The sequence below is a fragment of the Spirochaetota bacterium genome (genome assembly GCA_038043445.1).
Classification (GTDB): Bacteria; Spirochaetota; Brachyspiria; order Brachyspirales; family JACRPF01; genus JBBTBY01.
Genome location: JBBTBY010000007.1, coordinates 26233 through 49350, shown reverse-complemented (window position 1 = coordinate 49350; position 23118 = coordinate 26233). Strand labels below are relative to the sequence as shown.

The following is a 23118-nucleotide window of genomic DNA, read 5'->3' as shown; positions in this document are numbered from 1 at the left end:
GAGTTATGAGCACGGTATTTTCGATCAATGATATCCTGAATTTTCTTCCGCATCGCTATCCGTTCCTGCTCGTCGATAAGGTCGTCGAACTTTCCGAGAACTGGATAGTCGGTATCAAGAACGTGACGATGAACGAACCGCAGTTCACGGGCCATTTCCCCGAGAACCCCATCATGCCGGGCGTGCTCCAGCTTGAGGCGATGGCGCAGGTGGGCGGCATCTACTGCGGCGACAGCGTGATAAAGAAGGGCGGCAATGTGAAGGACAAGGTCGTGTTCTTCACAACGATAAACAATGTGAAGTTCAAGAAACCCGTGATACCGGGAGATACGATGCGCATGGAGATCAAGATCGAGCGCTATGTCGAGCGGGCTTCCGCCATCATCGTACAGATGCACGGCGAGACCAAGGTGGACAACGAGCTTACCTGCGAAGCCGACCTCGGTGCCTGGCTTGTCCCGCGCGACAAGGCGAAGCAGTAAGCGTCCGCGCACGTTCACCTTTTTTTTTACCGGCAGTTAGAGTGACGGCATCACTGAACGAATGCCGGAGGAATCATGGCAACGATACACCCCACAGCGATAATTGCAAAGACGGCGAACATAGGAGCCGGTACCGAGATAGGTCCGTACGTCATCATCGAGGATGATGTCGTCATCGGTGAAAATAACATTATCGAGGCGCATACGGTCATCAAACGCTATGTCACCATGGGAACGGGGAATCATATCCATTCGCATGCGGTCATCGGCGATCTCCCGCAGGACACAGGATTTGACAAGAAAAAGGTGAGCTTTACTGTCATCGGCGACGGGAATGAGTTCCGCGAATTCGTGAACATTCACCGCTCGAAGAACGAGAACGGTAAGACCGTCGTTGGGAATAATAATTATTTCATGGAGAACAGCCATGTGGGGCATGACTGCATCATACACGACCGTATCATAACCGTGAACAATTTTGCAGCCGGCGGACACGTTGAAGTATTCAGCGACGTCTTTATTTCTGCCTGCGCAGCCATACATCAATTCTGCCGTGTCGGCGCGTTCGCCATGGTCGGCCCGTGCTCGGTGGTAAAACTCGATATACCGCCCTTCGCGCTGGCAGATGATATCCCTGCACGTGTGTATAAGCTTAATCTGGTCGGTCTGCGGCGCAAGGGTTTCACTTCGACGGATTTTAAGGCCATAGAAGAGATCTATCATGAATGGTACCACGGCGGAATGCTCAAAGCGCAATTCCTTGAGAAGTATGCCGATGGTACAGTGCTGGATAAGAACAAAAGAATGTTCGTCGATTTTTTGAAAGGCTCACAACGGGGCCTGTGTGCACATCTATGAAGATATTCCTTTCTGCGGGTGAAGTCTCCGGCGATATGCAGGGGGCCGCACTTGCGCGTGAACTCAAAAGGCTTTCCCCGAAGGCGGAGATCTACGGTATCGGCGGGCGCGCGATGGCGTCCGCGGGTGTGCGGATCCTCGACGATATCACGTCGCTTTCGACCATCGGCCTTTGGGAAACGCTCGGCTTCATCCTTCCTATTCTCAAGGTGTATAACCGCATCAAGGCGCGTCTTATCAGTGAACCGCCCGATGCCGTCGTGATGATAGACAATCAGGGATTCAATCTCATTCTCTCGAAAATGTGCCGCGATGAAGGCATAACGAACATCTACTATTTCCCGCCGCATGTGAGCGTCTGGGGTGCATGGAATGCGGAGAAACTGAAAGAGACATGCGACCTTGTCGTGACGCCGTTCCCCATGGATGAGAAAGTGTACAGGAAGGCGGATTGTCCGGTCGTCTATCCCGGCCATCCCTTCGCGGACATGGACCTCAAAGCACCGGTACGAACGAAATTGAACGCGTTCCCCAAAAAGCGTTTCACCGTGGGGCTCATGCCCGGCAGCCGCCGTCAGGAAGTGGCGGCGCTTACCGGGATATTCCTCGATGCGGCGATACGATTAAGCGGCATGCTTCACGGCGATGTTCGGTTCATCCTGCCCGTTGCTCATGCCATGTATAAGGAGCGTATCGAGCGCGAACTGAGAAAACGCGCGCGCGCGTTCGCCGATATACCGATCATGCTTCTCGAAGGGGATGCCACCGACGACATCTATCCCCTTTCGGATGCCGTCATCCTCTCAAGCGGCACCTCATCGCTCCTTGCATCGCTCTACGGGAAGCCCATGGTCATATGCTATCGCATCTCGCCGATAACCTTCGCCGTGGCGAAGAGCGTCGTCACGGGAGGCATCATCGGCATGCCCAATCTCATGCTCGGGAAAAAAGTGATACCCGAGCTTCTGCAGGGCGAGTGCAATCCGCAGGCGATAGCACGGTACACGGCATCCTATCTTACCGATGCGAAGGCGTACCGTTCGATGGCGCGTATGCTTTTATCCGTGAGGAAGATAATCGGGAAGAAGGGCGTTGTCAGGCGCGTGGCAAAGCTTGTTCTTGATGCAGCGAAGGAACACTCACCCATCCCCCGCCGCGAAATACGCGGCACCCCCTTCCCTCTCTCACAGAGAAGTGAGAGAGGGAAGGGGGAAGAACGAACACAAAATGGAAATAATGAAACTCACGCCCGTTCTCTTTGAACAAATGAAGCAGCAGATGCGCAAACGAGTAGTGCAACAGATAAATGAAAGTAAAATCTCCTCTCCCCTTCCCCTCTCTCACATTCCCGTGAGAGAGGGGAAGGGGCCGGGGGATGGGGTGAGTGTATTATCATGAATAGAGACCTTCTCAAAAATATCCGTTGCTTCATTCTCGATATGGACGGGACCATCTATCTCGGTTCACGCGTGTTCGATTTCACCATACCGTTCCTCTCCGCGCTTACCGCGAGCGGACGGGAATATCTCTTTCTGACCAACAATTCATCACTTTCCGCCGCCGATTATGTGAAGAAACTTGAACGTCTGGGAATACCGGCGGGGAAGAACGGCGTGATAACATCGGGCGATGCGACGATAGAGCATCTTAAGAACGCCGGTCTTACACGAGTATTCCTCATGGGGACGGAAAGCCTCATGAACGATTTCAAGCACAACGGGTTCACGCTCACCGATGACAAACCGGCAGCCGTCGTGCTCGGTTTCGACACGACGATAACGTACGAGAAGATACGTACTGCGAACGATCTCCTTCTCTCCGGCACGCCCTTCTACGCGACGCATCCCGATCTCGTCTGTCCGTACTTGCCGCATCCCATACCGGACACCGGAGCGATGATAAAGATGTTCGAGGCGTCGTCAGGTGTATCGCCCATCGTCATCGGTAAGCCCAATGCACCGATGGCATCGGCGATAATGAGACGCTACGGATATTCGCTTGATGAGATAGCCATGGTCGGCGATAGATTGTATACCGATGTGAAATTCGGCTTGAACAACGGTTTTGCCTCGATACTTGTGTTGAGCGGCGAGACCGATAGTGCCATGCTTGGTGAGAGCGGTATCGCGCCCGACCATGTGTTCTCCGATATCGGCGAAATGGGCCGAATTCTCGGCATAGGGCCTTAAAACAGCGTTCCCCTCGCTTCGGAAAAAACAAGTGCAACTGGTTTGACAAAGGCATCCGCTGTGATATAATGCCACCTCATTTCGGAGTGGTAGTTCAGCTGGTTAGAACGCCTGCCTGTCACGCAGGAGGTCGCGGGTTCGAATCCCGTCCACTCCGCATGGCCCGCATACCCCGACAACGGGGTGTACGAATGAGTCGTAAATCGTATCGAGGAGATAAACCATGCCGAATATAGCATCGGCCATCAAACGCGTACGCAAATCGGCGGTACGCCGTGAGCATAACCGTTCCATCAAGAGTGAACTGCACACGCTCGATGTGACCGTGCAGAAGCTCATTACCGAGAAGAAAGGCGATGATGCCAGGAAGGCGTTCGTCATGTTCGCCAAGGCGCTCGACAAGGCGGCCTGCAAGAAGGTCATTCATAAGAATGCCGCCGCCCGCAAGAAATCGCGCATTGCGCAGAAGATCAATACGCTCGTTGCAGCGAAATAAACGGTACGGTGACGCGCAGCACGCTTGTAAAGGCCGTTGCTGAAAGGACCGGCGCTAATGTTCGCGATATCGACCGCATCATAACGGCTGTCTATGAGGCGATACGCGGGGCGTTGGAACGCGGGGAGAGCGTTGAGTTGCGCGGGCTCGGTACGTTCCGTATGCGGCTCATACGCGGGCGTGAAGGGCACGATTTCTCGACCGGCGCGCGGCGCCGTATCCCCGACCGGCAGAGAGTACAATTCATTCCGGGACGGCGTCTCAAGGCACTGACAAGAACGGCGGAAGGGAACGTCAGATAATGGGGGACATCATGGACATGGCCATCTATCCCGGCAGTTTCGATCCGTTCACCATCGGACATTATGATGTGCTTCTCCGCGCGCAGAAGCTGTTCGGGAAGATACTTGTCGCTGTCGCCGCCGATGCGGCGAAGCGGACCGTGTTCGCGGCACCTGAGCGGGTAACGATGATACGCGAAGCTCTCCGCACGGTGAGCGGTATAGAGGTCGTGTCGTTCGAAGGGCTGCTTGCTGCGTTCATGAGGACACGCGGCATTCGCATCGCGATACGCGGCATTCGTACCGCTGCCGATCTTGCCTATGAAATGGAGATGGCGAGCGCCAATCGCATGCTCAATACGGATATGGACACGGTGTTCATCGGGAGCGAGGGGCGTTTTGCGCAGATAAGCTCCACACTGGTACGCGAGATAGCATCGCACGGCGGCGATATAAGTCCGTTCGTACCGCCGGCGGTAGTCCCCTTCATCGCTGCGAAATTCCCGCGGTCCCGCTGAGACATCGGCGGAACACGAAAGCGGCATCAGTCAAAAAGATCAAGACCATGCAGGGATAGTCCCTCGCGCAGGAGCCGCATGAACCGCTCGCCGGGGTCGCCCCGGTAGTGCGGGCGGTACTGTTCATCCAGCATACGCATCAGCCGGTAATGGGTGCGGAAGGTGTCCGTATATTCATGATGACCGATGACATGCGTGATGCTCGGACGTACCGATTTCAGGTACAGCACGAGCTGCACGTTCGCAAAAAGCTGCGCCTCGGTCAACGCCTCATTGTTCGCCGCGATGTTCTCAATGCCGACGGCGGTGTGATTAAGGCCGATGATATGCCTTGCCATGTACTCGAGCGGAATGAAGCTGAATATCGTTCCGTTCGCATCGACGATGAAATGGGATCCGACGTTCCACTGCCCCCCGTGCTCTATCTCACGGCGCCCGGTCAGGCGCGGGTGATTGAACTGTGCGAGTGTCTGGTCCATGGTGCCGCATTCGGTCATGTGTATGGCGATGATGCGCGGAACGGTAAGCGCTGCGCTGTCGATGCCGTAATGCACGCGCGAATACTGTTTTGCAAGTTCGCAGTATTCCCGCGACGGCTGAAGCTCATAGGAACGGTCGATGAAGAACGGTGCTGCCGGAAGGAATGCCGTGACGGCGAGTGCGGCGATGACGGTACAGCGGGAGAACATCATATCGTTTTTTTACGCGCGGGGCGCTGATAGTGATTGCGGTAGGCGAGCGGCGTCATCTTGTATTTCGCCTTGAACTGCTTGATGAAATAGCTTTGATCGCTGTAGCCGAGGTCATACGCTATCTCGACGACGGAATTCGCTGTCGAGGTGAGCATGCCTGCCGCCCGTGTGAGCTTGACATTGTTGACATAGGTAATGAACGATACGCCGACCTCTTTCTTGAATTCATGCGCGAAGTGCGACGGCGAGAGCCCCACGGCGGATGACACCTCGTCGAGCGTGATACGGCTCGTATGGTGTTCCTCAACGTATCGCAGCGCCCGCGCGATGCGGCCGTCGCGCGTCGTTTCGCCGTGCGCGCCGACCTCGCTGATATAGTTCTCAAGCACGCGTACGATCCAGTGCGTAAGGCCCACGGCGTCATCGAGCTTCGCAATATCGCGGAAATAGGAATAGTTGAGCCCGAGGAGCGTTTCGCTCTTCACACCCGCTTCCACCGCAGCACGGGAAATAATGACGATGAGCTCCATAAGCCGCACCTTGATGACATCGATGGGGGTATTGCTCACGCCGAATATGCCGACGAGAATATCGTTGAGGATGCGCACCGCGCCGTGGCGGTCGTTCGCCTTGATGCGCTCGATGAGGTCCTTTTCCTTGTACAGGTACAGGAGATGATAGTTCTCCGAATGCACCTTGGTGGTGGCGATGGCCTCAGCGATGTTCGCTTCCTGTTCGTTCGACGCACGCCGCGCGGCAAGGAACGTTTCGTTGACAAGATTATGCGCGACCGAGAGAGAGAAGAGGTTTTCGGACGCGATACGCACCGTCCCCGCCTCGATGACCGGAATGCTCTTCACGTTGCGGATGATATGTTCGTCGCTGATATAATCATTCGTGTTCTTCTCATCGGTGATGATGGTATAGAGCTCCATCGGCAGTATGCGCGATGATACGATGCCGCCGATGACCGATTGATTGACCATGACCGGCACAGCGAAAAAGAGGAGACCGGTATGAGAATTCATTATGTACGTATTGCCGAAGCGGAGCGATTCATTGATGGCGAAGATGTTCTCTTCGATGCATACAGGGCAAAGCCCGGTGCTGTCCTCGTTCGAACAGAATGAGACCTTCGTGCCTTCGCGTGTATGGACGAAGCGGCCAGCCGCGTCGGTCACGGCAAGGCCGATGAGAAAATTGCGGTAGAACGCGTCGTAGAGGGAAGAGAAGGTCCCGGCAGGTATTATCGTTCGTATGTCCATCGTTATAACAACAAAAAAGGCGAACGCCGCATCGGCGTCCGCCTTTTTTTCATTGCTGTTTTCTTATTTGTTCGTCGAAGCCGTTGAAGTCGAGCCCTTTGCGGACCCGGCGATGCGGCGCTCTTCGAGATCGCGAAGTTCGCGTATCTCCTTGAGGCGCCTGTTCTCAAGGGCTTTTTTGCGATCACTTTCCGCCTTCAAAATGCCCCACACGCCTTCATCATCGATGTCGGCATCCTTGTCGATGACCGCTTCTTCGAATTCCATAGCAACGTCCTTTACGTATGCCACGAAATTGCCGCCGAGATTGTCCGCAGTGCGATAGAACTGCAGTGAGTCCAGTTTGACGGACGGCGTGCTTCTCGGATAGAGCGGCACGCGGCGCAGTACACGGTCACGTGCATTGGCAAGGTAATTCGGGTTATCCCATTTCACCTGGCTCCAGCCGACGAAATTGAGATAGCCGAGAGAGTGGGCGCTGACCGCTTCCTGGTCGTTCTTTATATTGACGATGTAATTTACCACATAGTTCCGGCCGCATACCCATGAACTGATGGACCGTATGGTCCCGACATTCTTCAGAACACCCTTGCCGTCCATGAAACGGGTGCCATCAGGTCCGCCGTAAATTTCGAATTCGAACGGGGGTTTTACAAGACCGTAGCTGTTCCAAGGAGCAGTGGGGAAATGTATCCGAACCCCCAGCACCTTTCCTTTGCTCTGACTCGTTACATCCGAGCAATAGGATAGTTTCCTGTTCTCTATCATCTGCGCCGAGTCGTTGAGCACGACCGCCCAGTTCGGATTGTAGATATCGGAGAGCTTCATGATCTCGTCGGAATCGCTTTTTGCCGCGTCATCCTTTGACTGCAATGCCGCCTTATCCCCGGTGATGGAGAAATCGATGAGCGTTGCATTGGTCAGGGCGTAGAGACCCGACACCATGAAGATGCCCGCGCACACGAGAAGGATCTTCTTCATAAAAGTGCACTCCTATTCTATGATTTTCAATGCGATTCGTACTGTACAACAATCTTATTCTTTTGTCAATAGGATTTTCCGCCCATGGGTGCGTTCACTATGTTAACTACCGATCCCGGGAGCGATACGAATGGGCGGTCACCGATGCATACTCGTATTCGCGCGTTGCTTTTTCACTACAGCAAAGTATAATCGCGTTCATGGCGCTGCGCGCGATCGCAAAAGACCTTATCGCAACTCCGGCACTGCGGTTCGTCGATCAGGCGGGGGGTATACTCTCGCTTTTGATATATTCGCTTGCCGAAGTATTCCAGATAAACAAGCCGGATACCGATGTCGTGTATGAAGAAACGGTAAAACAGGTTTACTTTTCAGGGGTGACATCATTCCCGCTCATCGCGTTCATGGCGCTCGCGCTCGGGGCCGGCATCAATTTCTCGGCGGCGATGGCTTCCGGACTGCTCGGTGCCGATATGGTCGCCGGACTCATCATTACGGTCATTCTCCGCGAGGGAGGGCCGCTCCTTACCGCCATTGTGCTCATCTCACGGAGCGGTACCGCAATATCCGCTGAAATAGGCGCCATTGTCATCGGACATGAGCTTGAAGCGCTTGAATCGCTCGGCGTCGATCCCATACGTCTTATCGTTCTCCCGCGCATTCTCGGCATGATGATATCCATGTTCGTGCTTACCGTGCTTTTTGCGGCAGTGGGTATTATCGGAGGTCTCGGGATCAGTTCGATACTGAACCCGAAAGTGCCGTTCCTCTCATTCCTCAATACCTTTCTTTCCGTTCTTTCATTCGGCGATATCCTTCTTCTTTTTGTCAAAGGGATAGTGCTCGGGTCATTGGTATCGGTGACTTCGGTTTATTACGGATTTAAAACGAGCGGCTCGACATCGGCGATCGCCATATCGGCGCAAAGCGGTGTCATGAGCGGTTTTCTCTGGGTTTTTCTCTTCAATATCCTTATCACGGTACTCTATTATATTGCACGGTCGATACACTGAGGACATATGCAGGATAACGTGATAGAACTCAGGGATGTTACCTTCGGATTCGGTACACATATCATTTTCAACGGGCTTTCACTTTCGTTCACGCGCGGGACATTCACCGTCATCGTCGGCGGGAGCGGCGAAGGTCTTTCTACGCTCCTTAAGCTCGCGTATGGGATATACAATCCGCGTTCGGGAAGCGTAACGATCGAAGGCATCGACACGGTGCGGTCGCCGAAAGCGGACATCATGAAGATGAAAAGCAGGAACGGGTTCGTATTCCAGGACGATGCTCTTTTTTCGTCGCGAACGGCGTATCAGAACCTGGCGATGCACCGTAAATACAACACGAATATGAGCGATGCGGAAATAGAGAAGGAGATCATTGAGCACGTTGCGCGGTTCGGGCTCACGAAAGACCGCATCATCACCGCGCGTCCCAATGTGCTTTCCGGGCGCGAGCGGCGATTCGTCAATTATCTGCGCTCGATCATACACAGCCCGGAGATACTGTTCCTCGATTCTGTATTCGACGGCATCGATCAGCAGGCGGATGCGCTCATCAGGAACGAAATATGCCGCTATGTCACCTCAGGGATACCGATCACGGTTCTTGCCGTCTGCAACAAAGTATCCGAATTTGCGTTCCTCGCTGCGCGTGTCATCGCTTTCAAGGACCATGTCCCCTGTTTTGACGGGAGTTATGAGGAGTTCAAGAAGCGGGCAGAAGCAGATGAATATTTAGCCGAGTTCAAATAAAGGTTCACGGAGGTTCGAATGGCATACACGTTCTCACGGATGGAAAAGATCGTGGCGATATTCATCGCTGCCGCGCTCATTATCGTGATGTCGCTCATCATCGTTATACCGACACAAAAGGGGCTGTGGCGGTCAAAAGCCGCATTTACAACTGAATTCAAGAGCGCGAACAAGCTTAAGGAAAACATGAACGTGACGCTCCAGGGACTTGCCGTCGGGAAACTCATAAAATACAGGATCAACGAAGAGAATAAAGTGGAAGCGAAGGTGATCATTTATGGTGAATACGCGGACCGCGTACGCGAGGACAGCGTCCTTGTGTTAAGTGCACCTCTCTTCGGGGACGGTGAGCTTATCCTGTATCCCGGCACGCCGGATGCACGAAGGCTCGGCAACAATGCCTTCCTTCCTTCGTCGGATACCGAACGCGGGCAGATGCTCAAGGAAAAACATGATCTTACCATGAAGAACCAAGGCATCGATGTGATCCTCGGCAATGTAACACAGTTGACCAAATGGATAAACGACCCGGAAGGGGAATTCAAGACATTGCTCCGAATGCTGAGCGCCCCCGACGGGAAGGTCAATCTGATACTCGGGGATGTACAGGCGCTGACCTATAAGCTCAGGCATGCATCGAACCTCGAATATTTCCTGAACGATCCGCGCGCCCGGGCGGAGATAACCGCGTCGCTTAAGAACGTGCAGAAGATAACGGAGAATTTCGTCGAGATATCCGAAAAACTGAAAGACAACCCCATCATAACCATGAAGGGCGCGGATGACAAAGCCAAGCCGACGACGGTGCTGACGACGCAGCCGACGAAAAAAAAATAATCGTGCCGCATGAGAGGATGACGTTCCGGGAGATCGCCGAACAGCCGATACAGTTCGTAAAGGGGGTGGGTCCCTATTTCCAGGAACTGCTCGCGAAAAAGAACATACGTTCGCTCCTCGATCTTATGACGTTCTTCCCCCGCGACTATGAGGACAGGACACGGGTGACCTCGATACGGGAAGCGCTCGCGGAGCCGGAAAAGAATTCGGTCGTCCGCGTGCGCATCGATTCCATCGAGTCGATGACGGTGAATTTCCGCTCGGTGCCCAAGCTCATCGTATCCGACGGCGATATGACGGCGGAACTTCCGCTTTTCGCCGGCCGCATGCCCAAGGGCGCGCGCGAGGGGGCGGAGATCCATGTCGTCGGTAAATTCCGGTTCGGGCGCAATGCGGTATGGTGTTCGGTGACCGAAGTGGAATTCGACGCTGATGCGTCACTCACGTTCGGGCGCATTGTCCCCCTCTACGAGCTGACGGCGGGGCTTTCGCAGAAAAAGATGCGTTCGCTCATACAGTCGCAGCTTCCGCTGATGCGTACCATTTCATATGACATCTCGCCTGAAGCGAAGGGACGCTATTCGCTCATGTCATTCGGCGATGCGCTTGCGGAGATACACTTCCCCCGCGACATGAAGCGTATGGAGCAGGCGAAGCGTACGCTCATCTACGAGGAATTCCTTGCGTTCCAGGTCATGTATCTTCGTGAGAACAGACCACCCGTACTCGCCAAGGAGAAACGCTACCATTCCATGAAGCTCCGCGATGACATCGCAGCATCGCTTCCCTATCGGCTTACCCGCGCGCAGGATAATACGCTCGCCGAGATATCCGACGATATGCTTTCCGACAGGCAGATGTTCCGGCTCCTTCAGGGCGATGTAGGGAGCGGGAAGACCGTGGTGGCGTTCCTTGCAGCGCTCATCGCAGCGGAAGCGGGCTATCAGACCGCGCTCCTTGCCCCGACGGAGATACTTGCCGCTCAGCATATGCGTACGATACAGGGCATGGCAGGCGATCGCATATCGGTCGGGCTTCTGACCGGATCGCTTTCCGGTGAGGAGCGTGCGCGCATGCTTTCTCGCTGTGCCGCCAACGACGTGCGGATAATTGTCGGGACGCACGCGCTCCTCAGCGACGATGTGCGATTCGCATCGCTCGGGCTTGCGGTGATCGACGAGCAGCAGCGCTTCGGCGTGGCGCAGCGCAATGCGCTCCTTGCCAAGGGAAAGAACGTCGATTATCTCCTTATGACGGCGACGCCCATACCGCGTTCGCTCGCCATGACGCTTTTCGGCGAGCTCGATCTTTCCGTCATCGATGAAATGCCGTCCGGAAGGAAAGGGATACGGACGAAGTATGTGGGGAAGGACGCTCGTGATCACTGCTACCGATTCCTGAAGAACCGCATCGAGAAAGGCGAGCAGGGATATGTCGTGTTCCCGCTCATCGAGGAAACGGCGGATAGCGATCTCCTCGATCTGACCAATGAGTATGAGCGCGTGCGGGCGACCACGCTTTCCGATGTCCCTCTTGCCGTCGTTCATGGAAGGATGACGAGCGTTGAGCGCGATGATGCCATGGGCCGCTTCTCCCGCGGCGAGGTGAAGGTGCTTTTTGCAACATCCATCATCGAGGTGGGCATCGATAATCCCAACGCGACGACGATGGTGATCGAGGGTGCCGAGCGTTTCGGGCTTTCGCAGCTCCATCAGATGCGCGGGCGCGTGGGGCGCGGCGACCGCGAAGGGTTTTGCTATCTTGTGCATCACGGCGAACTTACCGATGCAGCGTCAAAGCGGCTTGCCGTGCTCGCGGATTCGAACGACGGTTTCCGCATAGCGGAGGAAGACCTTGCGATACGGGGCCCTGGTGAATTCATCGGTATGCGTCAGGCGGGATTGCCGGAATTCCGGCTCGGCGATATCATACGCGATGTCGGCATCATGCGCGAGGCGCGTACCGATGCGCTCGCACTGTGTGCGGGAACGGACAGGCTCGCACCGGAATTCGAGGAGCGGATCGCACGTATGACAGAACGGCTGACCGTATGACGATACAGCGGCGCATCGCGGAGATCGCTCTGGCCGGTGCCGTTGCGGTCATGATCGCCGTATGCATTCGGATGTTCTTGTTCCAGCCGTTCCCCGTGGCGTCACGGTCGATGGAGAACTCGGTATGTGCCGGGGATGAGATACTGGTCTTCAAAGGGGCGTACCATCTCACGCGCTTTGGTCTGCGTCCGGTCACGCGGGGCGAGATCGTCGTGTTCGAAGGCAAGCGCGCGGAGGACGGGTATTTCGTGAAGCGTATCATCGGCATTCCCGGCGATCATATCGTCATACGCGACGGTACGGTCACGGTGAATTCGATCGTGCTTCGGGAGCCGTACGCATCGGCGACAACGGGGACATTGACGCTCGATATACCCGCCGATCATGTCTTCGTGCTCGGTGATAATCGAGCGGTGAGCGAGGACAGCAGGAGCTACGGTCCGGTGAACATAACGCGTATCGTGGGGACGGCAGTGCTCATTTACAAGCCGCTTTCCCGTTTCGGTACCGTGCAGTGATGTTCAGTTGAACGTGCTGCGTATTTCGGCGAACTTGGGGCTTATCGAAAGGAATACCGAGACGATGGACGGATCGAAATGCGTTTCGGACGAACGGATTATCTCCGCGACCGCATCGGCATGCGGCCACGCTTTCTTGTACGGGCGTTCGGAGGTAAGCGCATCGTATACGTCGGCGATGGCGACGATGCGCGCCGAAAGCGGGATGTCGGTCCTGGCGAGGCCCGCGGCATACCCGCTGCCGTCCCAGCGCTCATGATGGAATTTCGCTATCTGCGAACCGAGATTGAAATAGCATTTCATGTCGGGGTATTTGTTCTTCCATTCGGTAAGGCAGGTCTCAAGAAAACTCCCGCCCACGGTCACATGCGACTTGATGATGACGAATTCCTCCGCTGTGAGCTTTCCCGGTTTCATCAGTATCGTATCGGGCACCGACGATTTGCCGATGTCGTGGAGAATGCTCCCGAGCTTCAGGTCCTGAATGTATTCGTGTGAAAGATATCCTGAGAACGCCGTTGTTGCTGACAGCTCATTGGCGAGGAGCTCCGTATAACGGGCGATCCGCATGAGGTGATTGCCGGTCTCTTCATCCTTGTGTTCGATGAGCTTCGCCCAGCCCTTGATGGTGAATTCCTGCAGGTCGTAGAACACATCGGCTGGCTGTATGCTTTCACCGGGTCGCACCAGGGCGCGATACAGGTCGTGCACGGTCTCAAGCGCCTTGCGCTCCTCGCGCTTGCGTATGGCGGTACGTACTACCTCGATGAGCGCATGTATGTTCTTGACCGGTTTCTCTATGAACTCCGATGCGCCGATGCGTATCGCTTCCTTTGCGTACTCAAGCGTGGAAAAACCCGTGAGGAAGACGATAGGGATGTGCTCATCAATCGCGCGCACCTTCTGTCCGAATTCGATGCCGGACATGCCGGGCATATCGATGTCGGAAATTATCGCTGCGGCACCATCGACGGTGAGCGATGTAAGCGCTTTCACCGGATCGGTGAATCCACGGACGGTGAATCCGCTCGCGGTAAGTATCTCTTGGGTGAGGGTCAATATCTGTTCGTCGTCATCGACGATAAGGACCGGTCCGTTCATGCCCATGCGTCGCATCTCCCATTCATTCCGCTATGCTACTATGTTTTTTGGAAATGTAAACAGTCTCAGGCACTGTTGTTCCGTGACCCATTCGGCATGCATGGAACGGGTTGCAAGCAGCTCTCCCCTGAGTGCATGGAACGAATTGCGTTTTCCGATATTTCTGTATATCATTTCTATCCAGTAAGGAGTACACGGTCATGAGCACAACGGCAGCGGAAGCACTGAGATCGTATCATGAAAGGAACGCGGAACGCATCCGTGAGGGGCTTCCGCCGCGGCCGCTTACCGAGAGCGAAGTGGATGTCGTTCTCGGTGTGATCATGTCGTCCGTCCCTGCGGCCGAAAAAAGATCCGCAGATGACCTGATACACCTCCTCGATGATGAAGTGCGCGGGGGGAGCTTTCCCGAAGCGAAGAAGAAAGCCGAAGCGCTCTACTCATCCGTTGAAGGAAAACCGTGCTATCTCACCGAGAGCAGGCGTGCGCTCGCTATGCTCATCAATATGAACGGCGGAACGGCGGATATCTATCTCGTCAAATGCCTTGCGGTGAGCGACGCTCAAGAGCGTGTCAAAGACGCGCTTGAAAAGATATTCTATATTTCCAAGGAAGCGGTCGATCACTGCTTCTCGCTCGCGAAGGAGGGGAATGCGGCAGCGAAAGCGGTGCTCCTCGGCTGGGCGGAGCGTTCGTGGGAGAAGCATCTTCCCTTTCCGGAGACGATACGCGTTACCGCGATACAAGCGGGCGATTTCATATCGACCGATCACCTTTCGCCGTCAAAGCGCGCGTCGTCGCGTACGGACAGGCCGCTCCATGCCGCGTTCATCATGGAAGGACGCGATGATCAGAAGGATTTCATCGCACGCTGGAAAACTCTTTCTGCGAAAGGTCCGCTCGCCATGGTCGGCGGGAAACAGTTCGGCGAAGGCTCATCGCGCAAAAGCGCGACGTATAATCTTCTTGAAGTGATAGGGTCGCCCGTGCCGCATGCCCCCGAGTCGAAAAAGGGCGGCGTGCTCATCGCAAAGTCGATAGCGCCCATCTATGAGATGAGCGTCATCTCTTCGGGCGTCATTCCGCTGAAAGCGGATACGGACGGCATGACGGAAGGCGACGTGCTCCGCATCGAACTTTCGAGGAACATCATCGTCAATGAAACGAAGAGCACCGAGATACCGTTCGCGCCGCTTCTGCCGTTCACGCTCATGAAGCTCAAGGCGGGCGGACTGAATGCATACATGTCGCAGAAAAAACTATTCATCATGGCATCCGCATGCGCGAAGGAGCTCGGCGCTCCGGTGCGTGTTGTAAAGCAGACAGAAGGCGCTGCATCGCCGCAGACGACGACGCAGAAACTGTTCACGTACAACCGGCTTGACGGCAAGAAATTCTCGACGACGGGCGAGAACGTGGAAGTGAAGATACGCGGCGTCTATTCGCAGGACACCACGGGGCCGATGACCTATGATGAGTATCAGTCCATCGGGGGCGGTGAAAGCTTCCAGAGCGAATTCGTGATACAGTCCGTGTGCCATACGAGCGAATGTCCGACGACGGAAGAGCGTAACACGCAGCTCTATCTCCAGAAATTCGCGCGCGATCACGGGGGCATCGGGCTTATGGCAGGCGAAGGCATCATACACACCATCGCCAACCGCTTTGTGCTCCCGAGCGACATCATTGTCGGCGGCGATTCGCATACGCGCAGCGAACGCGGCATATCCTTCCCCGCAGGGAGCGACATAGTCGCTATCGCAATGAAGTACGGTTTCCTCGAACTGGCCGTCGATGAGGAAGTGCTCGTCACGTTCACGGGGAAATTGAATGACGGGATCACCGCACGCGATGCAGTGAGCATGCTCGTTACCGAAGCGGGATCATCCGGTCAGGGGAAAGGCGTATACAACGGACGCATCATCGAATTCGCAGGCGTGAAGGATTTCAACCGCGATGAGCGCTACATTCTTACGAATGCGGTCGCTGAGCGCAGCGCCTCCGCCGGCATCATCCCCACCGACGACGCGGCGGTAGAAAGCGTCAACAACGACCTGAAATATCTCAAGAAACGTTACGACCGTGGCGACCGTTCGCATTCGCTTACCGCGACGATAGCATCGTTCGAAAAATATCTCGCTGACAAGAAATATTTCACGCCGGACAAGGACGCAACATACGCGGCGAAGGTGACCATCGATCTTTCCAAATACCGCGAGCCCCTCGTGGCCAAGCCGCATCACCCGGATAATGTCGCACCGCTTTCGGAAGTGGCCGGCACGAAGGTCGATGAAGTGTTCATCGGGAGCTGTGTGGGCGGCGACCTTGCGAGCATACGCGCGGCTTCGCTCCTTGTCGAAGGCAAGCGCATCGCTTCGCATGTGCAGTTCGTCGTTATCCCCGCTTCCGGCGATATTTACGCAACGCTCATGAAGGAAGGGACGCTCGAGAAGCTTCACGAGGCGGGTGCGATCATCGGCATACCGAGCTGCGGCCTGTGCATGGGCAATAAACGGCGCATCGGCGATAAGGCCGTCGCTTTCACGACGACGACGCGTAATTTCCAGTCACGCATCGGACCGTCATCGGCAGAGGCGTTCCTCGGGAGCGCGCATATCGCGGCGCTCACCGCCGTTGCCGGGAAGATAGTCGATACAGCGACGTATATGGAAGAATATGCGAAGCGCGTGGCGAAGAAGAGGAAATTCATTTACGCGGATATTGAGTATTAGGGAACACTCACCATACGTCCGGAGGATCGACCGGTGATTTCGCTTGGCATCGATTTCGGCACGAGTAATTCTGCAGCGGCTGTGATACAGAACGGCACCGCGGTCGATATTACGTTCGACGGGAATTCGTTCTTTCCCACCTGTCTCTATCGTCGCAAGCGCGGCGGCTACAAGGTAGGCTTTGATGCTATCCGTTCATACATGGAAGACAATGTCGGGCAGCGGTCGAATTTTGAACGGCGTTCGCTCGGGCGTTCCATCGATATGGAGATAATACCCGGCGAAAGTGTTGCGACACAGCTCGGGATAAAAGAAGAGGCGATGACGGTATCCGTTCCGGTGCATACGGTCGTCGACACTGCAAGCAAGGGACGTTTCTTCAAGTCGCTTAAGACCGCGCTCCGCTACCCGTCGCTCACGCAGGTAACCGTGTTCGACGAGACCGTCGCGGTGTTCCGGCTCCTTGAGCAATTCTTCCGCGCAATAAAAAAAGCGGCAGAGAAGCAGATGAAAGATACTGCGGCGGATATCGTCATCGGTATGCCGGTGATCATCGAACAGACACCGAAGCTCAAACGGCATTACGAACGCGTCATCACGGTCGCGGCGCGGGAAAGCGGCTTTCGCGAAGTGAGCTTTGCGATGGAACCGGTCGCTGCGGCAAAGGAATGTTCCCGCTCGCTTTCGGACGGCACGGCGCTTGTCTTCGACTTCGGCGGCGGTACGCTCGATCTCTCCGTACTGCGGATAGTATCGCATGATGTTGAGGTGCTTGCCAACCGCGGGCTCCTCCTCGGCGGTGACGATTACGATAAAGAGATACAGAAGCTCATACATCCGCTGCTCGGGAAAGGAAGCTTTACCCGCTCAATCGGCGGAGTACACCGCGATATGCCGGCTGTCATTTTTGATAAGCTTCTCACGCTCGACGGCATCCTGGAGCTGTCGCATGCATCCTATGATACGATACTCAAGGAGATAAAGTTCTCATGCGAGAACAGCGAGGCAGGCATCGCACTATACCGCCTGGTCAAGGAGAATTACGGATATCCATTCCTCCGCGCCTGTGAATCGGCAAAGATGCATCTTTCGAAAGAACTATCCGCGCCGTTCTCCTGTTCATTCGGGGAAAGCCGCATCCATCGTATGATCGAACGACATGAATTCGAGCACGCGATAGCAGAAAGCCTCACGGATATCGCCGGTGTCATACGTGCGGTGCTCTCCGACGCTCACGTAACGGCTGATGATATCGATTCCGTCATTCCCGTCGGCGGGAGCACGCAGGTGCCGGCGGTACAGAAGATACTTGCTGATATTTTCGGAGAACAGAGGATGAAGCATGTCGACCTGTACACATCGATATCACGGGGTCTTGCGGCGATAGCACAGGAACGCTACGGCGTGATGGCGCAGGGCTTGCAGTAAAGCGGCAAAGCCTTGACGGTAAAAATATGGTGCGGTATACTTCCGGCATATCAATTTCAGCGATGGGGCCACAATGAATAAGCTGCTTCTGGTCATGGCGGTATGCATCACCGTCGGATCTACGGTCGAAAGCGCGGAAGCGCGGGTGAAAGAGAACCTGGGTGCGATCATCAATTCGAAGCATGACGACCGCCTGCCGATCATTTCACCCGACGGACGAACCCTCTATTTCATCCGCATGGGGTCCCCGGAAAATAGCGACAGGGACATCGAATCGACCGATATCTGGTACAGCGAAAAAGATGCGAAGGGCCGCTGGACGAAAGCGAAAAATATCGGTAAGCCGCTCAACAATGACGCGCCCAATGCGGTGCTTTCTGCAGGCATGGATAATAATTCATTGCTGCTCTTAAGCACCTACAACAGCGATGGCTCGACGAAAGGGAACGGGATATCCTACAGTTATCGCACGAAGGACGGATGGGCGGTGCCGGAAGAGGTGGTCATCGATTATTTCTATAATAAGCATCCGGAATACAGCGGCTACTGTCTTTCTCAGGACTGGTATTATCTCATCGCAAGCGTCGAGCGCGATGATTCCCTCGGCGATACGGACCTCTATGTTTCATTCAAGGTCAGCGATAAAAAATACAGCAGGCCGAAGAACCTCGGCAGGACGCTCAATACGAGCGGCAAGGAGCGTACGCCGTTCCTCGCCGCCGACAATAAGACGCTCTATTTCTCATCGGACAGACCGGGCGGCCGCGGCGATATGGATATCTATGTCACGCGGAGGCTCGATAATACATGGACGAATTGGTCTGCACCGGAGAACCTCGGGCCCGAATTCAATACCGACGGATGGGACGGCTATTTTTCCATCCCCGCATCCGGTTCACAGGCGTACCTCGTTTCTTCCACCGGCTCGCTCGGGATGAGGGATATTTTCCGTATCGCCATGCCCGATGTCATCAAGCCGCTTCCGGTGGTGCTGGTACAAGGGGTAGTGCAGAACAAGAAGAGCGGTGAACCCGTCGATGCGCTGATACAGTATTACGACCTTACGAACGGTGTCCTCATCGGTTCCGCGATCGCTGATCCTGCGAACGGGAGATACAGCATCATCCTGCAGTCGGGCAAACGCTATGCGTTCCGCGCTGAAAAGAAGGATTTCTATGCGGTCAATGAGAACCTCGATGTGAGCGTTCTCACCGAGTACACCGAGATCGAACAGGACCTCATGCTCGTTCCAATAGAATCCGGGCAGACAGTGAGAATGAACAATATTTTCTTCGAATACAATAAGTCCGATCTGCACCCCGAATCGAAGGAAGAACTGAACCGCGTCGTGGCATTGCTCCGGAACAACAGCACGATGAAACTTGAGATAGCGGGACATACCGACAATGTCGGCGGGGAAGCGTATAATCGATCGCTGTCACAGGCACGAGCCGCCGCCGTGGCACGATATTTCGTTTCCGCCGGCATTCAGAGCGGGCGATTGACGGCGAAGGGATATGGGCAAAGCAAACCCGTTGTTGCGAACACCTCGGATGCGGGCAGAAAGCAGAACAGGCGCGTTGAATTCGTGATACAGTAGGAACGAAGGACAATGGCCGATGCGTACGGCAGCTGCGGTCATTGCACCGATGAACGATATTTCGCCGGTGAATATCCCGTGAATTTCTTGAACTGCTTCGCGAACGTGAATTGATCAGGATACCCGAGCGATTCCGCCGCCGCTGAGATATCTTCCCCCATCGCGATGGCGTCCTCGGCCCTGCGTATCTTCTGGCGTATACGGTATTCACGCGGCGACATGCCGATATGCGCGGTGAACGCCTTGCGGAAGCGCTCGTAGCTCATGCCGACGGCGGATGCTACCGCACGCATATCATCATCGGTGCGGATGACGCGCTTTCCCATGAGCACAAGGGCGCGGCGTATCGCGTCGATGGGCGCCTTCTCCAACGAAGAACGCGTGAAGCGTCCCGCCAGATCGAACACGGCGGAAAGCGATGCACAGGCGTCCGCGCGCGACATGGCGCGGAACACGGACGATATGCCGTCGAAAATATCGGAACGGAGAACGGATACTACCGTCCGTTCATGCATGCCGCATATCGATATGAACGTTCGTGCGAAGCTGTCGGGCAGTGCGATCGAGAATTCCGCCCAGGGAAATCGCTCGTCCCGCGTAAGGGAAAACGGTTCATGCGCGGGGCGGTTAAAAAGTGCACCGGGAGCGAGCATCTGTGCGCGAGCGTTGAGCGGGCGGTATACGCCCTTGCCGGCGAGGATATAGGTCATGGTGAAGTACGGTAATGAAATGCCGTCGACGGACCGATGAGCATTGCGGAACGTTATCACCTGCGATGTGATGCGTTCGTCCGGTGAGTCCCTGCCGACGACGAAGCGCAACGTGCCGTAGCGGCGCTCCATCCGTGCGATAAAACGCCAAGCACCAGATATGACATATGTTCCATGCGTGACATTGATTTTCGCCATGCCTGCAAGTATACTTTTAACAGAGATGAAAGCAACACAGACGCGTTCGTTCCGATGAGCATGCACACTATAGGGAGGCAGGAAGATGCAGCGTTCGTTGATAGTTCTTTTGACGGCGGTGATCGTCTCGATCCCAGCGGCTGGGGCAGAGAGAAAGGTGTATTTTCTTCTGCAGAATCAGTTCTCCGCGGCAGACGTGGCGAGCCTCCAGATCGAGAAAGGTGTTTCGATCTCCGGAAGTTCGCTCTGCTGGAAAAAAGGCGACTCGGTCGAAAAAGCGCTTTCGTATACCGCTACCGATATTGAAGCGGTATTTGCCTCCGCTGTAAAAAGCATCGGTATCGTGGACCATCCGGGGACATGCATAGTCCTCGACCTTGAACATCCCGTTCATCCGAAGGAATTTCACGGGCTCGGCGGCACGATGAACGCTGTTGTTGCGGCGTTCGCGAACAGGATACGAATTGCTCGCAAGCAGCTCCCGCGCTCAAAGCTCGCACTGTACGGGATATTGAACCCGCAGCCGCAGGGGGAATACACGGAAGAGTTCATCAGACAGTTCGCTGCGCTTCGGTCAGCGGGAAAGCTCGGCATGTACGACGATATCGATTATATTGTTCCCGTTCTCTATACCCGCTTCGGCAGTAATGACAGTGAGCGCCAGCGTTCGGGGTGGGAACACTATATCCGCATGGGACTGGAAGCGTCGTCATTGATGGTGTGTTCTGACGGGAACCCCGTCCCTCTTGCCCCGATACTCAGTTCGCGTGTGCTCAATGGAGGTTCCCGGAACGAGTATGATCCCGTACCGGCAGACGCGATGAAAAAAATACTTGCTATTCTTGCAGAGTATGAGTCGGTACATGCTGTTCTGTTCTGGGAAGGGTGGGACGGATATCCGCTCAAACCGGGAGAGGCGTCCATGGAGATCAAAGGGGCAGGCGGTACGAGAACGATATATCCGCTTGATATGGAAAAATATTTCAGGTCCATATCGCCGGCAGATATCATGACCGGTGCACGAAGCAGGCACCATGATATTCCGGCGCCATTGAAGATCATAGTGGAGCAGTAGCCTATGAAATGTTCACCGAACATCGTATACATCCATTCGCACGATACGGGGAGATACATAGAGCCCTATGGCCACGCGATACCGACGCCGCATTTGAAGCGTCTTGCGGACGGCGGCGTTGTCTTCCGCGATCATCACACGGCGGGGCCGACCTGTTCGCCGAGCCGAGCCGCGCTCATGACGGGACAATTCCCGCATCAGACGGGGATGCTCGGGCTTGCGCATCGCGGTTTCAGTCTTCATGATTACGGGAAATGCATTCCTCATACGCTGAAGAAGAGCGGGTATGCATCGTATCTCCTCGGCATGCAGCATATCGCGCATACGGATGAGCAGATCAAAGCGATCGGATACGATGTCATCGATATCGCCGGCCCGAAGAATGTCGCCACGGTGGCACATCGTGCGGCGAAGCTCATCGCATCGAAGCCCAAAGCACCGTTCTTCATCGATGCGGGATTTTTTGAGACGCATCGCAAGGGGCGCGATTTCGAGCGCACCGACTACAAGACCGATGCACGCTACGTCCGCGTACCCGCGCCGCTCCCGGATAATGCGGTCACCCGTGCTGATATGGCGAATTTCATCGACAGCGCACGTACGTACGATGACGGTGTGGGCATCATCCTCGATGCGATAGAGAAAGCCGGACTTGCGGAGAACACCATCATCATTGCGACGACGGACCACGGCATCGCGTTTCCCGGGATGAAATGCAATCTGACAAGTCACGGCACGGGCATTATGCTCATCATGCGCGGACCGGGGGTGCCGAGCGCAACGGTGAGCGATGCGCTTTCATCGAATATCGATATCTATCCGACCATCTGCGAACTTGCCGGCATCAATGCACCGCCATGGTTGGAAGGGGCATCGCTTGTTCCGGCGCTCAGCGGCAAGGAAGTGCATGAGGAGATATTCTCCGAGGTGACGTATCACGCGGCGTATGAGCCGATGCGTTCGGTGCGGACAAAGGAACACCTCTATATTCGGCGCTTCAAAGAAAGGAACAGACCGGTTCTCCCGAATTGCGACGACAGTCCTTCGAAGGATGTCTGGATGGAACACGGCTGGCCGAGGTCATCGCTCGCTTCCGAACAGCTGTATGACCTGATTAGCGATCCGAATGAAACGAATGATCGATGCGGTGACGATGCCTATGCGGAAATACGCGCTGCTATGCGCGCACGCCTTGAAAAATATATGAAACGGACGGACGATCCGCTCCTCGCACCGTCGATACCGCTTCCGATGGGTGTTATTATCAATGACGAGGACGACCTTCAGCCGGATGCAACGACTGCGAAAAAGATCTCGTAGCGACGGATATCGTTCCCGATCGA

22 protein-coding genes and 1 tRNA gene are annotated in these 23118 nt (G+C 55.2%); 18 read left to right on the top strand and 5 right to left on the bottom strand.

Features of this window, described 5'->3' with window-relative positions:
• The first annotated feature begins 5 nt into the window (after positions 1–5).
• The 8 genes from fabZ to coaD all read left to right on the top strand — a co-directional run bounded on the left by fabZ (position 6) and on the right by coaD (position 4824).
• Positions 6–482 (top strand): 3-hydroxyacyl-ACP dehydratase FabZ, encoded by a 477-nt coding sequence (gene fabZ / locus AABZ39_01065; protein ID MEK6793337.1) that lies wholly within the window; start codon positions 6–8, stop codon positions 480–482.
• Positions 483–557: 75 nt separating this feature from the next.
• Positions 558–1340 carry an acyl-ACP--UDP-N-acetylglucosamine O-acyltransferase gene (gene lpxA / locus AABZ39_01060; protein MEK6793336.1) on the top strand — a complete coding sequence of 261 codons (783 nt, stop codon included), beginning with the start codon at positions 558–560 and terminating at the stop codon, positions 1338–1340.
• Positions 1337–2602, top strand: coding sequence for a lipid-A-disaccharide synthase (gene lpxB / locus AABZ39_01055; protein ID MEK6793335.1), 1266 nt, complete (start codon positions 1337–1339; stop codon positions 2600–2602). Before lpxA ends, lpxB begins: the two co-directional genes overlap by 4 nt.
• Before the next feature lie 132 nt (positions 2603–2734).
• A complete protein-coding gene (locus tag AABZ39_01050; GenBank protein ID MEK6793334.1) occupies positions 2735–3529 on the top strand; it encodes an HAD-IIA family hydrolase in 795 nt (264 codons plus the stop codon).
• Between the two features lie 83 nt (positions 3530–3612).
• Positions 3613–3686, top strand: a tRNA-Asp gene (locus tag AABZ39_01045).
• A 66-nt stretch (positions 3687–3752) separates the two neighbouring features.
• Positions 3753–4025 (top strand): 30S ribosomal protein S20, encoded by a 273-nt coding sequence (gene rpsT, locus AABZ39_01040; protein ID MEK6793333.1) that lies wholly within the window; start codon positions 3753–3755, stop codon positions 4023–4025.
• Between the two features lie 8 nt (positions 4026–4033).
• Entirely contained in the window at positions 4034–4327 is a 294-nt protein-coding gene (locus tag AABZ39_01035) for an HU family DNA-binding protein (GenBank protein ID MEK6793332.1), read from the top strand.
• A gap of 11 nt (positions 4328–4338) precedes the next feature.
• Complete coding sequence (coaD, locus tag AABZ39_01030) at positions 4339–4824, top strand: pantetheine-phosphate adenylyltransferase (protein MEK6793331.1); 486 nt, start codon at positions 4339–4341, stop codon at positions 4822–4824.
• A 26-nt stretch (positions 4825–4850) separates the two neighbouring features.
• Here coaD and AABZ39_01025 read toward each other — a convergent pair whose 3' ends face one another.
• The 3 genes from AABZ39_01025 to AABZ39_01015 form a co-directional block, all read right to left on the bottom strand.
• A complete protein-coding gene (locus AABZ39_01025) occupies positions 4851–5516 on the bottom strand; it encodes a peptidoglycan recognition family protein (GenBank protein ID MEK6793330.1) in 666 nt (221 codons plus the stop codon).
• Entirely contained in the window at positions 5513–6781 is a 1269-nt protein-coding gene (locus AABZ39_01020; GenBank protein MEK6793329.1) for a helix-turn-helix domain-containing protein, read from the bottom strand. Before AABZ39_01020 ends, AABZ39_01025 begins: the two co-directional genes overlap by 4 nt.
• Positions 6782–6844: 63 nt before the next feature.
• Entirely contained in the window at positions 6845–7762 is a 918-nt protein-coding gene (locus AABZ39_01015) for a flagellar filament outer layer protein FlaA (protein ID MEK6793328.1), read from the bottom strand.
• A gap of 200 nt (positions 7763–7962) precedes the next feature.
• Between AABZ39_01015 and AABZ39_01010 the strand changes: the two genes are divergently transcribed.
• From AABZ39_01010 to lepB, 5 genes are read left to right on the top strand one after another with little or no spacing between them, the layout of a single operon-like run.
• Entirely contained in the window at positions 7963–8775 is an 813-nt protein-coding gene (locus tag AABZ39_01010) for an ABC transporter permease (GenBank protein MEK6793327.1), read from the top strand.
• A gap of 6 nt (positions 8776–8781) precedes the next feature.
• Positions 8782–9522, top strand: coding sequence for an ATP-binding cassette domain-containing protein (locus tag AABZ39_01005; GenBank protein ID MEK6793326.1), 741 nt, complete (start codon positions 8782–8784; stop codon positions 9520–9522).
• Positions 9523–9540: 18 nt separating this feature from the next.
• Positions 9541–10359: an MlaD family protein gene (locus AABZ39_01000; protein ID MEK6793325.1), complete on the top strand. Its 819-nt coding sequence runs from the start codon at positions 9541–9543 to the stop codon at positions 10357–10359.
• A 2-nt stretch (positions 10360–10361) separates the two neighbouring features.
• On the top strand, positions 10362–12413 hold the full coding sequence (gene recG / locus AABZ39_00995) for an ATP-dependent DNA helicase RecG (GenBank protein ID MEK6793324.1): 2052 nt from the start codon (positions 10362–10364) through the stop codon (positions 12411–12413).
• The gene (gene lepB, locus AABZ39_00990) at positions 12410–12931 is read left to right on the top strand and encodes a signal peptidase I (GenBank protein ID MEK6793323.1); all 522 of its coding nucleotides are present in this window, start codon (positions 12410–12412) and stop codon (positions 12929–12931) included. The genes recG and lepB overlap by 4 nt, the downstream gene beginning before the upstream one ends.
• Positions 12932–12934: 3 nt before the next feature.
• On the opposite strand, the gene AABZ39_00985 is transcribed toward lepB, so the two are convergent.
• A complete protein-coding gene (locus tag AABZ39_00985) occupies positions 12935–14038 on the bottom strand; it encodes an HD domain-containing phosphohydrolase (GenBank protein ID MEK6793322.1) in 1104 nt (367 codons plus the stop codon).
• Between the two features lie 194 nt (positions 14039–14232).
• On the opposite strand from AABZ39_00985, the gene AABZ39_00980 reads away from it, so the two are divergent.
• The 3 genes from AABZ39_00980 to AABZ39_00970 all read left to right on the top strand — a co-directional run bounded on the left by AABZ39_00980 (position 14233) and on the right by AABZ39_00970 (position 19792).
• On the top strand, positions 14233–16764 hold the full coding sequence (locus AABZ39_00980; GenBank protein MEK6793321.1) for an aconitase family protein: 2532 nt from the start codon (positions 14233–14235) through the stop codon (positions 16762–16764).
• 33 nt (positions 16765–16797) lie between these two features.
• Positions 16798–18192, top strand: a complete 1395-nt coding sequence (locus AABZ39_00975) for an Hsp70 family protein (protein ID MEK6793320.1) — start codon at positions 16798–16800, stop codon at positions 18190–18192.
• A 73-nt stretch (positions 18193–18265) separates the two neighbouring features.
• Positions 18266–19792, top strand: coding sequence for an OmpA family protein (locus AABZ39_00970; protein MEK6793319.1), 1527 nt, complete (start codon positions 18266–18268; stop codon positions 19790–19792).
• 38 nt (positions 19793–19830) lie between these two features.
• Here the strand turns inward: AABZ39_00970 and AABZ39_00965 are convergent, their stop codons facing one another.
• Entirely contained in the window at positions 19831–20700 is an 870-nt protein-coding gene (locus AABZ39_00965) for an AraC family transcriptional regulator (GenBank protein MEK6793318.1), read from the bottom strand.
• 85 nt (positions 20701–20785) lie between these two features.
• Here AABZ39_00965 and AABZ39_00960 point away from each other — a divergent pair, with 85 nt between their 5' ends.
• A complete protein-coding gene (locus AABZ39_00960) occupies positions 20786–21775 on the top strand; it encodes a hypothetical protein (protein MEK6793317.1) in 990 nt (329 codons plus the stop codon).
• Between the two features lie 3 nt (positions 21776–21778).
• Positions 21779–23095, top strand: coding sequence for a sulfatase (locus AABZ39_00955; protein MEK6793316.1), 1317 nt, complete (start codon positions 21779–21781; stop codon positions 23093–23095).
• The last annotated feature ends 23 nt before the right edge of the window (positions 23096–23118 follow it).